Source organism: Limnohabitans sp. G3-2 (assembly GCF_002778275.1).
Taxonomy (GTDB): domain Bacteria; phylum Pseudomonadota; class Gammaproteobacteria; order Burkholderiales; family Burkholderiaceae_C; genus Limnohabitans_A.
On record NZ_NESG01000003.1, the window covers coordinates 170,766 to 184,219 of the forward strand.

The window sequence follows — 13,454 nt, forward strand, 5'->3', positions numbered from 1 at the left end:
GTGAGCCACACTTTGCTGATCACACGCCAAGGCGCGGTCGAAACCTGGACGATGAACGACCCGGCCACGCGCAACGCGCTGAGCGATGCCATCGTGGATGGCTTGCTGAGCGCCTGTGCGCGTGCGGCGCAAGACAGCACCTTGCGCATCGTGGTGCTGACCGGTGCAGGCGAGGCCTTTTGCGCGGGCGGCAGCTTGGGTGGCTTTGCCAGCCTGATCGGGCAGCCCCTTCAAGAGGGACAAACCGACCCGCTGCTGGCTATGAACCAGGGTTTTGGCGACCTGCTGCATGCGCTGTGCGCCCTGCCACAGCTGCTGGTGTGCCGGGTCGATGGCGCGGCCATGGGCGGTGGTTTTGGCCTGGTGTGCTGCGCCGACCATGTGGTGGCCACAGCCCGTTCGGTGCTGGGCACGCCCGAGGTCACGCTGGGCTTGCCGCCTGCGCAGATTGCGCCTTTTGTGTGGCAGCGCTTGGGCGAGAGCGCGGCACGCCAGTGCCTGCTGCAAGGCCTGAGCTACAGCGCTGCCCAAGCGCAACAAGTGGGCTTGGTGAACGAGGTCATCGAAGAGGACAGCGATGCGGCTTGGCAAGCCACACTCGCGCGCCTGCTGCGTGCAGCGCCTGGCGCGGTGGCCAGCACCAAAGCATTGCTGCGCAGCTTGCGCGGGCCTGTGCCCGACTTGCGCCATGCCGCCGCGCAAGCTTTTGCCAGCGGCTTGCGCAGTGCCGAAGCGGCCCAAGGCCTGGCCGCTTTTGCGCGCAAACAGCCCGCCCCCTGGACACTTTCTGACAAGGACACGGCATGAAATACCCGGTCACCCGCCTGCTGATCGCCAACCGGGGCGAGATCGCCCGCCGCGTGATCCGCACCGCGCAGCGCATGGGCATCGCGACGGTGGCGGTGTATTCAGACGCGGACCAGGGCGCCCTGCATGTACAAGAAGCCGACACCGCCGTTGCCCTGGGCGGCACGCTGTCGGCCGATTCCTACTTGCGCACGGACAAGCTGCTGCAAGCGGCGCGCGACACGGGTGCCGATGCGGTGCACCCGGGTTATGGTTTTCTGAGCGAGAACGCCGACTTCGCCCAAGCGGTGATCGACGCGGGCCTGACTTGGGTCGGCCCACCACCCGAGGCGATTCGGGCGCTGGGCAGCAAATCGGCTGCCAAAGCGCTGGCCCAGCAGCATGGCGTGCCTTGTCTGCCGGGCTACTTTGGCGCAGACCAGAGCGATGCCACTTTCACGGCGCATGCGCAGCGTCTGGGTTTGCCGCTGATGGTCAAAGCCGTGGCCGGGGGCGGCGGGCGCGGCATGCGCCTGGTGACCGAGATGGCGCAGCTGCTGCCCGCACTGCACAGCGCACGCTCGGAAGCGCTGGCCGGTTTTGGCCATGGCGATTTGCTCATGGAACGCGCCTTGCTGCAGCCCCGCCACATCGAGGTGCAGGTCATGGCCGACATGCACGGCCATTGCATCCACCTGGGTGAGCGCGATTGCTCGGTGCAGCGCCGGCACCAAAAGATCATCGAAGAGTCGCCCAGCCCGGCCGTGGATGCTGCACTGCGCGCGCAACTCGGGCAAGCGGCCATGGCCCTGGCGCAATCGGCGGGCTATGTGGGTGCGGGCACGGTGGAGTTTTTGCTGGACGAGACCCTCAGCGACAAGCCCTTTTATTTGATGGAGATGAACACCCGCTTGCAGGTGGAACACCCGGTGACCGAGATGCTCACGGGCCTTGATTTGGTGGAATGGCAACTGCGCATCGCTCGCGGCGAGGTGCTGCCACTCCAGCAAGCCGATGTGCAGCTGCAAGGCCACGCCATAGAGGTGCGCCTGTGCGCCGAAGACGAACATTTCACGCCGCAAACCGGCACGGTCTTGGCCTTTGAAGAGCCAGCAGGTTTGCGCTTTGACCATGCGCTGTACGCCGGGGCCAAGGTCACGCCGCATTACGATTCGATGCTGGGCAAGCTGATCGCGCATGCGCCGACTCGCCTTGAAGCCATTGAGCGCCTGAGCGCAGGCCTGCAGCGCACCACCTTGCTGGGCCTGCCCACCAACCGCGCTTTTTTGGCGGCGTGTTTGCAGCACCCGGTGTTCCGCGCGGGTGAGGCGTTGATCCCTTTCCTGGCCGAGCAGGCCGAGACCGTGCGCGCGCGCTTGCACGCCAGCAGCGAGGCACAGACCGTGGCCGCGCTCGCGATGCTGTATGCCCAACAAGCGCCCGCGCAGCACATGGCCAGCCCCTTCGCGCGCCCGGTGCGCATGGGCTTTGAAGGCCAGGCCACGGTTTGGCAAGCGGCGGTGCACGAGCTCGGACAAGGCCAGGTGCGGGTGCACCAAGGCGGTGACATGCACACAGCGCAGGTTCGACATGCCCCCACGCAGCAGGCCAACGGTGCATGCCATCACGCGCTCTGGATCACCCTGAACGGTGTGCAATGGCCCGTGCAGGCCGCCACAAACGGCGGCACACCCGCGCGTTGGCATGTGCAAGTGCAAGGCCCCCACCACGCAGAGATGTGGCTGAGCGAGCAAAGCCACTGCGCCCCGGCCAGCGGCCCCAACGCACAAGCGCCCACCCTGCTGCGTGCGCCCTTCAATGGCAAGCTGCTCGCGCTGCATGTGCGCGAGGGGGACAGCGTCAAGCAAGGTGACACGCTGCTGGTGATTGAATCCATGAAACTCGAACACACCCTGACCGCAGCACGCGACGCCGTGGTGCAGCGCATTCCGGTGTCGGCAGGCCAGCAAGTGGGCCCCGGCCAGGTGCTGGTGCAATGGCAGGAGGCTGCATGAACGACGCTGATTTCACCGCCGAAGACCTGCAAAGTCTGCACACCACGGTGGCGCGCTTTGCCAAGCAAGCCATTGCTCCCCATGTGCCCGCTTGGGAAGACGCTGGACTGATCGACCGCAGCCTCTACACCCAAGCCGCGCAGTTGGGCCTGCTGGGCCTGGGCTACCCCGAGCACTTGGGCGGCACACCCGCACCTTGGCGTGCGCGCAACATGCTGTCGCAAACGCTGGCGCGTTATGGCGGCAGTGGCGGGGTCATGGCCAGTCTGTTCTCGCTCAACATCGGCCTGCCGCCGGTCATGGCGCACGGCAGCGCCGAACTGCAGGCCGAAGTGGTGCCGCCGGTGCTGCGCGGCGAGCGCATCGCTGCGCTGGCCATCACCGAGCCCGGTGGCGGCTCTGACGTGGCCAGCCTGCGCACCACGGCCCGAGCCGACGGGGCGGACTATGTGATCGATGGGGACAAGACCTTCATCACCTCGGGCCTGCGCGCCGACTGGATCACGCTGGCGGTGCGCACCCAGCCTGCCAGCAAAGGGGCCAGCGGCATCTCGATGCTGGTGGTGCCGGGCGACACGCCGGGCATCACGCGCACACGGCTGCACAAAATGGGCTGGCACAGCTCCGACACGGCGCAGCTGCGCTTTGACGGCGTGCGCGTGCCCCAGCGTTATCGGCTGGGTGAGGAAGGCGCGGGCTTCAAAATGATCATGGGCAACTTCAACGGTGAGCGCTTGGCCATGTCGGCCATGGCGCTCGGTTTTGCGCAGGCTTGCTTTGACGAAGCCCTGACTTGGAGCCTTCAGCGCCAGACTTTTGGTGCGGCCTTGGTCGAGCGCCAAGTGATCCGCCACAAGCTCATGGACATGCAGATGCGCATCTCGTCCACCCAAGCGTGGGTGGATGCGGTGACGCAGCAAGCCGACGCAGACCAAACCGGGGCCGAGTGGGTGGCGCAGGTGTGCCTGCTCAAAAACCACGCCACACAAACCATGCAGTTTTGCGCCGATGCCGCCGTGCAGATGCTGGGCGGCATGGGCTACATGCGCGGCACCGTGAGCGAGCGGGTGTACCGCGAAGTCAAAGTGATGATGATCGGCGGCGGGGCCGAAGAGATCATGAAAGAGCTGGCGGCCAAACAACTGGGCATCTGAGCGCTGTGCGAACCTGGGCGGCAGGCCCCAACGAGAACGCCTTCAAAACGCCAGCAGTGCCCGCTGGAAGCTCAGTCAAAAATCTCATGCAGCCAAGACTTTTTGCGCTTGTATGGATCCCGGTCGCCGTGGCCGTAACGCCCGTCCCCATGGCTCTGTGGGCGATGCATGCCCGCAGCGGCCTGGGCAGGTTGATGCTGCACTGCAGCGGCCGCAGGGGCTGCAGCCAAAGCACGGTCCAAGAGCTTGTCCAGCTCGCCCCGGTCCAGCCAGATGCCTCGGCAAGCCGGGCAGTAATCGATTTCCACGCCCTGGCGTTCGGCCATGACCAGAGGGGTATCGCTGCAAGTGGGGCATTTCATGGTGATTCCTTCAAATTTAGACAAGCGCAACATGGGGATCTGTCCTTCACCCATGGCCGCGCACCGTTGCGCAACCCACACGCGTTAACCCCAGCTGAAATGAAGTGGCCCAAGCGCATCCGGTGCGGGTGAAATGTGAAGCGACTTTAAGGCGCCAATGGCTCTTGTAAAAGCAGATAATGGCTGAACAACACTCCTAAAAAATCTGCCCATGCGCACCACCTTCAATTACAAGCACTTGTATTACTTCTGGGTCGTGGCCAAAGAGGGCGGCATCACCCGGGCCGCCGACAAGCTCGACATGGCAGTGCAAACCGTGAGCGCCCAAGTGCGCGAACTCGAGCGCTCGCTGGGCTATGCCCTGCTCAAACCCGCTGGGCGCGGCCTGGTGTTGACCGATGCCGGGCTGGCGGCCATGCAGCAAGCTGACCAGATTTTTCAATTGGGTGAAAACCTGCCTGCGATTGTGCGTGATGCCGTGAGCTCACCCACCGTTCGCTTGGCAGCAGGCATTTCGGACGGCCTGCCCAAACTGGTGGTGCGCCGTCTCATGCAACCGGTCATGGGCGAACCACATTTGCGCTTGCTTTGCCACGAGGGAGAGTTCGACGACCTGCTCGGTGACTTGGCCCTGCACCGCTTGGACGTGGTGTTGTCCGACCGGCCTGCCCCGGGCAATGCCAACATCAAACTCTACAACCATGCCTTGGGCAGCTCTCCTGTGTCCTGGTATGGCACAGCCGCCTGGGTCAAATCGGCCAAAAAGAAATTTCCGGCCAGCCTCGCCGATGTCCCGGTGCTGCTGCCCACCGGACACACCGCGGTGCGCACCCGCTTGGACCACTGGTTTGAACAGCATGGCATCCGACCACGCATCGTGGGCGAGTTCGAAGACAGTGCCTTGCTCAAAACTTTTGGCGAAAGCGGCATGGGGGTGTTCCCGGCTGCGGAGTGGGTGCACGAGGAACTGCTGGCGCACTACGATGTGCAGCGCCTGGGTCCCTGCGAAGGTGTGAAAGAGAACTTTTTCGCGATCGGCACCGAAAAGAAAGTGCATCACCCCTTGGTGCAACGGCTTTTGCAAGCCAGCGACGCCGCCCATTGAGACGCCTTGACTGCGCAGCTTCAGACATGAATAAGCCCCCAGGGTTTGTGACCCTGGGGGCTTCATCAAGACAGCAGCACCTCAGGTTTTGGCCGAACGCACACTCAGCAGCATGGTCACGGCCAAGATTCCAACCACAACACCCAGCGAAACACCCACTGGAATCTTCAACACATCGATCAGGCACATCTTGGTGCCGATGAACACCAGGATCACGGCCAGGCCGTAGTTGAGCAGGTGGAACTTGTTGGCCACGGCCGCCAGCAGGAAGTACATGGCACGCAAACCCAAAATCGCAAACACGTTGCTGGTCAGCACGATGAAGGGGTCTGAGGTGATCGCGAAAATCGCCGGAATCGAATCCACTGCAAAGATCACATCGGTCAAGGCGATCAAGCAGATCACCATGAACAGCGGGGTGGCGATCTTCTTGCCGTTTTCCACCGTCCAGAAGTTTTCGCCGTCGTAGTTTTTGCTGACGGGCAAGAGCTTGCGCAGCAGCTTGAGCGCCGGGTTGTCCTCGAGGTCAGGCTCTTTGCCAGCAGCCCACCACATCTTCACACCGGTGAGGATCAGGAAAGCACCGAACACATAGAGCACCCAATGGAATTCGGCCAACAACCAGCCCCCCACCAAAATCATCACGGTGCGCAAGACAATGGCACCGATGATGCCAATCATGAGCACACGCTTTTGGAAATGGCTCGGTACAGCGAAGTAGGTGAAGATCATCAGGAAGACGAAGATGTTGTCCACCGCCAAGGATTTTTCAATCAGGTAGCCGGTCAGAAACTCCAGTGATTTGGTGTTCGCCATCTCCACCGAACCGGTGGTGTCCTTGATCGCCCACCAGAACAGCCCATTGAACAGGAAACTCAATGCAATCCAGATCAAGGACCAGTTGAGCGCCTCTTTGACACCGATGTCGTGGGACCCCTGCTTTTTGAGCACCACAAAATCCACAAACAAGGACACCAACACAATGGCCACAAATGTGGCCCATAACCAAAGGGGAGCGACGGTTTCCATGAAGACCTTTCCATTCTTGCTTGTTTGATTCAACACTCCGACTCGTCACGCCGTATGAACGACAAACCGGCAGATGGTTTGAAGTCTAGGGCAGAAGCATCATCTTTTTTCTGTTCAAAATGGTTTTTTACTTCGTAAAAAATGGAGTATTTCACTGGAATTTTCTGCCCTCTCTGTCATTTCCCCATGAAAAAACCGCCTGCCCCTCGCGGGTTCAGGCGGTTTCCAACAAGCAGTGGGTGCTGCTGGCTTTACTTCTTGTCGCTGAAGTAAGCCGAGGTCACTTTCCAGCGGCCGTCGGTGATCTGCGACATGCGCGAGGCGTTGCTGCCCAAACGCTTGGTGGCGGTGAAGGTCATCTCACCCGTGCCGAAAATATCGGCGGGGATCACCATGGTGTCCATGGCCTTGATGATGCTCTCGGTGGTCACGTTGTTGCCGGACTTCTCGACCGCACGCAAGAACGAATCAATGGCGTTGTAACCATAGACCGAGAAAACGGTCGGATCTTCGTTGAACTTGGTCTTGTACTTGTTGGCCCAGAAACGGATGGGCTGCGAGGCCTCGTCCAGATAAGGGTGCTGGGTGGACATGGTGGCGTAGAAACCATTCATGGCGGGGCCGCCCAACTTGTGGATCAGGTCGGTGTAGGCTGCGCTCGAACCCAAGAAGGTGGGGTTGAAGCCCAGGCGGCGTGCGGTGGCAATGCCACCAATGGTTTCGCGGATGATGGTGCCCATGACGACGAAATCGCACTTGGACGAGGCCAGTTTTTGCATCTGCGATGCGAAGTCGGTGGCGCCACGCTTGTAGGTAGTCACTTCGGCAAACTGCATGCCCATGCTCTTGAGGCCTTCTTCGGCACCACGGAACACTTCCAGGCCGAATTCATCGTCCTGGTGCATGGCACAAATTTGCTTGGCGTTCTTTTCCTTCACCAAAATTGGCACACCCAAACGCATCTGGTCGTAGTAGGTGGCGGCAAAGGAGTACTTGAGCTTGTGGAAGGGCTCGTACATTTCACGCGCAGCGGTGACAGGGAAGAAGTTGATCACGTTCTTCTGGAACTGCACGGGCATGGCGGCCATGTTTTGCGCCGTGCCGATGTGGCCGATCATTGCAAAAATCTTGTCCTGGTTGACCAGCTTTTGCGCGGCCAAAACGGCGCGGCGTGGGTCATAGGCCGAGTCTTCGACCAGCAGCTTGAACTTGCGGCCGCTGATGCCGCCTTGTTCGTTGGCTTCATCGACGCGCAGCATCATGCCCAGGCGCACTTGCTTGCCAAAGCCAGCCAGGGGGCCCGACAAATCCTGGATGGAGCCGAGCGTGATTTCGGTTTTGGACACGCCTTGCGTCTGGGCCATGGCCGCGCCGGCGGTCAGGGCCATCGCCGCGGCGACGAGGCTGAGTTTGATTTTCATGGTGCAGGTCTCCTGTTGTAGAAAAGGGTGAGGTGAATCAGCGGTACATCGCCTCGATCTGGGGCGCATATTTCTTCTCGACCAATTTGCGCTTGAGCTTCATGGTCGGGGTCAGTTCTTCGTCTTCGGCGCTCAGCTGGGTGTCGAGCAGCCAGAATTTCTTGATCTGCTCCACGCGGGCAAACTTCTTGTTGACGCGGTCGACTTCGGCCTGGATCAAACCTTGCACCTCGGCGCTGTGCGTGAGGCTGGCGTAGTTCGAGAAGGGCACGTCGTTGTCCTGGGCGTATTTCTCCACGTTTTCCTGGTCGATCATGATGATCACAGTCAAATAGGGCCGCTTGTCGCCAATCACCACCGCATCGGTGACGTAAGGCGAGAATTTCAGTTCGTTTTCCAGCTCGCTCGGGGTGATGTTCTTACCCCCGGCTGTGATGATGATGTCTTTCATGCGATCGGTGATGCGGAAAAACCCTTCCTCGTCCACCACGCCCACGTCACCCGTGTGCAGCCAGCCGTCGGCATCGATGGTCTCGGCGGTTTTTTCGGGCAAATTCAGGTAACCCATGAAGACGTTGGGGCCACGCACCAAGATCTCGCTGGTCACCGGGTCCAGGCGCATTTCGTTGTACTCGGCAGCCGGGCCGATCGAGCCCGGCTTGATGCGGTCAGCGGGCACACCCGTGGCCGCACCGCAGGTCTCGGTCATGCCCCAAACTTCGAGCATGGGCAAGCCCAGCGCCAAATACCATCGCACCAAATCGGGGGAAATCGGCGCCGCACCCGTCACCAAAAAGCGCGCACGGTGGATGCCGATCATCTTGCGCACGTTGTTCAGGGCCAACAAACGCGCCACATGAAAGCGCAGTTTGAGACTGGCAGGCACCGGCTTGTGCGCCAGCACCAAATCGGCCACTTGATGTCCCACGCCAATCGCCCAGCCATAGACCGCTTGCTGCAAGCCGCCCGCCTCCTTGAGCGCGATCATCACGCCCGAGTAAAACTTTTCCCAGACACGGGGCACGGCGGTGAACACGGTGGGCGCGATTTCGCGCACGTTTTCCGGCACGGTTTCGGGGTTCTCGACAAAGTTGAGTTTGGCCCCGGTGTACATCGAGAAAAATTCGCCGCCCATGCGCTCGGCGATGTGGCACAAAGGCAAAAAGCACATGCACTCGTCGCGCTCATCGCGGGCAATCAAGGTGTTGTAGCCGCGCACGGTGTAGACCAAGCCATGGTGGCTGTGCATGCCGCCCTTGGGCTTGCCGGTGGTGCCCGAGGTGTAGACCAAAATGGCCAACTCTTCCGGTTTGCAAGCCGCACTGCGCTGCGTGAGCATGTCGGGGTGTTGCTGGGCGTGTTCGCGGCCCAAGGCCTGCAGCTGTTTCAAACTGATGACCATCGGGTCGTGGAAGTCGCGCAAACCGTCCATGTCGAACACCACGATCTTTTGCAACAAGGGCAAGGTCTCGCGCACCGCCAGCGCCTTGTCCAGTTGCTCGTCGTCTTCGACAAACAGCACCCGGGTGCCGGAGTCTTCGCACAGGTAGTGCACCTGCTCGGCCGCATCGGTCGGGTAAATGCCGTTGGACACGCCACCGGCACTGAGCACCGCCAGGTCACACAACACCCACTCGATGTTGGTGTTGGCCAAGATGGAGGCGGTGTGACGGGCCTCGAAACCCAGTGCCATCAGGCCGTGGCCGATCTCGCGCACGGCTTGCGCGGTCTCGTTCCAGGTCCAGCTGCGCCAGATGCCCAGGTCTTTTTGGCGCATCCAGACATTTGGGCCGCGAGCGGCGACGGCGTTCCAGAAGATGGCGGGGATGGTCTCGCCCGCCATGACGACATTTTTTTGCGGCGCAATGCCGGAGGTGTCCCAGAGTTGGCTCATGTCTTATCTCCAGGTTTTCTTCTTTTTCCAGCGGCGGTCAGCGCGCACGCCCTCTTCCTTCATGCCCAAGTAGAACTCCTTGATGTCGTCCTTTTCACGCAAACGGGCGCAGCTGTCTTCCATGACGATGCGGCCGTTTTCCAGCACATACCCGTAGTCCGAAGCGTTCAGCGCCATGTTGGCGTTTTGCTCGACCAACAAGATGGTGGTGCCGCGTTCGCGGTTGATGCGCACCACGATTTCAAAAATCTCTTTGGTCAGCTTGGGCGACAGGCCCAGGCTGGGCTCGTCCAGCAAGATCAAATCGGGGTTGGCCATGAGGGCGCGGCTGATCGCCAGCATCTGCTGCTGCCCACCCGAGAGCAAGCCCGCGTCCTGCGCTGAGCGCTCGCGCAGGATGGGGAAGTAGTTGAACACGGCCTCCATGTCGCGGGCCACGCCATCGCGGTCCTTGCGGGTGAAGGCGCCCATGAGCAGGTTGTCGCGAATTGACAGCAGCGGAAACACCTCACGCCCTTCGGGCACGTGCATCAGGCCGCGCTGCACGATGATGGCCGGGTCTTGCGCGGTGATGCTCTGGCCCTTGAACTCGATCGAGCCCTTGCGCGGGTCGATGATGCCGCTGATGGTTTTGAGGATGGTGGTCTTGCCAGCGCCGTTGGAGCCGAGCACGGTGGCGATCTCGCCTTGGCGCACCTGAAGGCTCACACCACGGATCGCCTTGATCGGACCGTAGGCGCTCTCCACGTTGAGCAGCTTGAGCATCACGTTGTCAGTGGCGGGCTCAGCGGCCGCGTTCAGGATGGGGTTGACTGCGCTCATGCGGCACCTCCGGGCACGTGGTTTTCGCGGCGCAGGCTGGAGACATCGTCGACCGAGCCCAGATAGGCCTCGATCACGCCCGGGTCGCTTTGCACCTGGCTGGGCGTGCCGGTGGCGAGTTCTTCGCCTTGGCTCATGGCCAGCACACGGTCCGACACTTTGGAGACCAGGCTCATGTCGTGCTCGACCATCAGCACGGTGATGCCCAGCTCGTTCTTGATGTCGGAAATCCAGAAGGCCATGTCTTCGGTTTCTTCGACGTTCAGGCCCGATGAAGGCTCGTCGAGCAGCAGCAATTTCGGCTCGGTGCACAAGGCCCGAGCCAGCTCAACCACTTTGCGCACGCCGTAGGGCAGGCCCGCCACCATCGAATCGCGGTGGTGCTGCAAGTCCAGAAAATCGATGACCTCTTCGACCTTTTCACGCGCCTCGATTTCGGCCGCGCGGGTTTTGGCGCTGAAGAACATCTCGCTCCAGACGCCCGTCTTGCGGTGCGTGTGGCGGCCAATCAGCAGGTTTTGCAGCACGGTGGCGTGCTCGAACAACTCAATGTTCTGGAACGTGCGGGCAATGCCCAGGCCGGCGATTTGGTGTGGCTGCTGGTCGGTCAGGCGCAAGGTGCCTTGTGGCCCAGCGTAGTCGATCACCCCTGTGGTGGGCGTGTAGATGCGGCTGATCAGGTTGAACACGGTGGTCTTGCCAGCGCCGTTGGGTCCGATCAGGGTGAAGACCTCGCCGCGCTTGACGTCGAAGCTGACCTTGTTCACGGCCAGCACGCCGCCAAAGCGAACGCTCAGGTCTTGGGCGGATAAAAGGATGTCTGCGTTCATTTCAGGCGGTCCGATTTCTGGAACGATTTCTGGCGCTTGAACAGGCCACGGCGGTAAAACGGGAACAGCTGGAACCAGGTGCGCACCTTGAGCCAGCGGCCGTACAGGCCCATGGGCTCGAACAGCACAAAAGCGATCAGCACCATGCCGTACACCGTGCCCTGCAGGCCGGCGGCCCCCCCAATGGCGGCCGGCAAAAAGTCCTTGCCCAGCGCAATCAGTTGCGGCATGACGATCAGGAAAATCGCGCCCAAGAAGGCCCCGTGGATCGAGCCCAAACCGCCAATCACCACCATCAAGAGCAAGTCAATCGACTGGATGATGCTGAACTGCTCGGGCGAGAGGAACTGGATTTTGTGCGCGTACAAAGCGCCGCCAATGCCTGCCAATGCGGCCGACAAAGCAAACGACAAGGTCTTGTAGCGCGCCAGGTGAATGCCCATGCTTTGCGCCGAAATTTCAGAATCGCGGATGGCCACAAAGGCCCGACCGGTCGAAGAGCGCAACAGGTTGACGATGGCCAGCGTGGCGCCCACCGTCACCAGCAGGCACAAAAAGTAAAACTCTTCGGTGCTGTCCAGCGTCCAGCCGCCCAACTTGGGGTAGGTGACCATCAGGCCCGCGTTGCCGCCGGTGACGCTTTCCCAGCGGGCCATGCCCTCTTCGACGATGAAGCCAAAAGCCAGCGTGGCCATGCCCAGATAAATGCCTTTGACGCGCAGCGCCGGCAAGCCCACGATCACGCCCGCCATGGCCGAGAACACGCCCGCGCACACCAGTGCCAACGGAAACGGCACCCCGGCATTGACCATGACGGCCTGGGTGTAGGCCCCCACACCCAAAAATGCGGCGTGCCCCAAAGAGAACAGCCCCGTGAAACCCGCCAGCAACATCAGGCCCAGACCCACCACGGCGTAGATCAACACAAAGGTCAGCTGCGCGAGCCAGTACTCGGGCACGGTCCAAGGTGCCACCACCAAAAAGATGGCGAGCAAGCTGTACCAGAACACATGGCCGCCGTGTTTGGCCAGGGTGATGTCCTGGTTGTATTCGGTTTTGAAGATGAAACGCATGCCGGGGCCTCAAACTTTCTTGCGCAGTTGCTCGCCGAACAAGCCATTGGGCTTGAGCACCAGCATGAGCAACACCACGATGTAGGGCGCAATGTCCTTGAAGCCTTCGGGCAGATAAAAGCCCGAGAGCGACTCGACGATGCCGATCACCAAGCCACCCACAATGGCGCCGGGCAAGCTGCCAAAGCCCCCCACCACCGCAGCGGGGAAAGCTTTGAGGCCAATGAAGCCCATGTTGGCGTGCACAAAGGTGATGGGGGCCAGGAGCAGACCGGCCACCGCCGCCACACCGGCCGCCAGACCCCAGACCAGACCGTTGATGCGCTTGACCGGGATGCCCATGTAATAAGCGGCCAACTGGTTTTGCGAGGCCGCCTGCATGGCGATGCCCAGCTTGCTGTACTTGAACAGGGCAAACAGGCCCAGGCACAAGATGCCTGTAGCGCCAATCACCACCATTTGCTCGGCGGCGATCACCAAGCCGCCCAAACGCAACACCTCACCCGCATAGGGCACAGGCATGGTGTGGGTGTCGGTGCCCACATCCGGGATCATGGTGATCAGACCGCGCAGCACATAGCCCACGCCAATGGTCAGCATGACGATGGAAAAAGCCGGTTGCCCGAGGATGGGGCGAATGACCAAGCGCTCGAGCAAAACGCCAAAAATACCCATGGCCACGATGGCCGCTGGCACGCCAATCCAGAAAGGAAAGCCCAACAGCGTCATGGCGGCCAGGCCCGAAAAAGCCCCCACCATCATCAGGTCGCCCTGGGCAAAGCTCACCGTTTCGGTGGCCTTGTAAATCAGCACAAAACCCAGGGCAATGAGTCCGTAAATACAGCCCTGGGCCACACCGCTGATCAGCAGTTGCAGCAATTGCACACCTGTCTCCTCTTTGTTCTGTCGAGCCCAGTTCGCTGCGCTTGTGGGTGCACTGTTTCAGCACCGTGCAAAGCATTT

General features: G+C 61.3%; 12 protein-coding genes. 4 read left to right on the forward strand and 8 right to left on the reverse strand.

Annotated elements, in window-relative coordinates; translation table 11 throughout:
- Genes B9Z31_RS05265 through B9Z31_RS05275 form a run of 3 tightly spaced genes read left to right on the forward strand, consistent with a single transcriptional unit; the run spans position 1 to position 3,955 of the window.
- Entirely contained in the window at positions 1-807 is an 807-nt protein-coding gene (locus tag B9Z31_RS05265; protein ID WP_369804639.1) for an enoyl-CoA hydratase/isomerase family protein, read from the forward strand.
- Positions 804-2,801, forward strand: coding sequence for a biotin carboxylase N-terminal domain-containing protein (locus B9Z31_RS05270; protein WP_100118518.1), 1,998 nt, complete (start codon positions 804-806; stop codon positions 2,799-2,801). Before B9Z31_RS05265 ends, B9Z31_RS05270 begins: the two co-directional genes overlap by 4 nt.
- Positions 2,798-3,955: an acyl-CoA dehydrogenase family protein gene (locus B9Z31_RS05275; protein ID WP_100118519.1), complete on the forward strand. Its 1,158-nt coding sequence runs from the start codon at positions 2,798-2,800 to the stop codon at positions 3,953-3,955. Before B9Z31_RS05270 ends, B9Z31_RS05275 begins: the two co-directional genes overlap by 4 nt.
- Positions 3,956-4,026: 71 nt before the next feature.
- Here the strand turns inward: B9Z31_RS05275 and B9Z31_RS05280 are convergent, their stop codons facing one another.
- On the reverse strand, positions 4,027-4,317 hold the full coding sequence (locus tag B9Z31_RS05280; RefSeq protein ID WP_100118749.1) for a zf-TFIIB domain-containing protein: 291 nt from the start codon (positions 4,315-4,317) through the stop codon (positions 4,027-4,029).
- Positions 4,318-4,528: 211 nt separating this feature from the next.
- Here B9Z31_RS05280 and B9Z31_RS05285 point away from each other — a divergent pair, with 211 nt between their 5' ends.
- Entirely contained in the window at positions 4,529-5,422 is an 894-nt protein-coding gene (locus tag B9Z31_RS05285; protein WP_100118520.1) for a LysR family transcriptional regulator, read from the forward strand.
- An 81-nt stretch (positions 5,423-5,503) separates the two neighbouring features.
- Here B9Z31_RS05285 and B9Z31_RS05290 read toward each other — a convergent pair whose 3' ends face one another.
- The 7 genes from B9Z31_RS05290 to B9Z31_RS05320 form a co-directional block, all read right to left on the reverse strand.
- On the reverse strand, positions 5,504-6,451 hold the full coding sequence (locus B9Z31_RS05290; RefSeq protein ID WP_100118521.1) for a TerC family protein: 948 nt from the start codon (positions 6,449-6,451) through the stop codon (positions 5,504-5,506).
- Between the two features lie 251 nt (positions 6,452-6,702).
- Positions 6,703-7,872, reverse strand: coding sequence for an ABC transporter substrate-binding protein (locus tag B9Z31_RS05295; RefSeq protein WP_100118522.1), 1,170 nt, complete (start codon positions 7,870-7,872; stop codon positions 6,703-6,705).
- A gap of 37 nt (positions 7,873-7,909) precedes the next feature.
- Complete coding sequence (locus B9Z31_RS05300; RefSeq protein WP_100118523.1) at positions 7,910-9,766, reverse strand: long-chain fatty acid--CoA ligase; 1,857 nt, start codon at positions 9,764-9,766, stop codon at positions 7,910-7,912.
- 3 nt (positions 9,767-9,769) lie between these two features.
- Positions 9,770-10,588 (reverse strand): ABC transporter ATP-binding protein, encoded by an 819-nt coding sequence (locus tag B9Z31_RS05305; RefSeq protein WP_100118524.1) that lies wholly within the window; start codon positions 10,586-10,588, stop codon positions 9,770-9,772.
- Entirely contained in the window at positions 10,585-11,418 is an 834-nt protein-coding gene (locus tag B9Z31_RS05310; RefSeq protein WP_100118525.1) for an ABC transporter ATP-binding protein, read from the reverse strand. Before B9Z31_RS05310 ends, B9Z31_RS05305 begins: the two co-directional genes overlap by 4 nt.
- Positions 11,415-12,491 (reverse strand): branched-chain amino acid ABC transporter permease, encoded by a 1,077-nt coding sequence (locus B9Z31_RS05315; protein ID WP_100118526.1) that lies wholly within the window; start codon positions 12,489-12,491, stop codon positions 11,415-11,417. Before B9Z31_RS05315 ends, B9Z31_RS05310 begins: the two co-directional genes overlap by 4 nt.
- Before the next feature lie 9 nt (positions 12,492-12,500).
- Positions 12,501-13,376 carry a branched-chain amino acid ABC transporter permease gene (locus B9Z31_RS05320; RefSeq protein WP_100118527.1) on the reverse strand — a complete coding sequence of 292 codons (876 nt, stop codon included), beginning with the start codon at positions 13,374-13,376 and terminating at the stop codon, positions 12,501-12,503.
- Positions 13,377-13,454 lie beyond the last annotated feature (78 nt).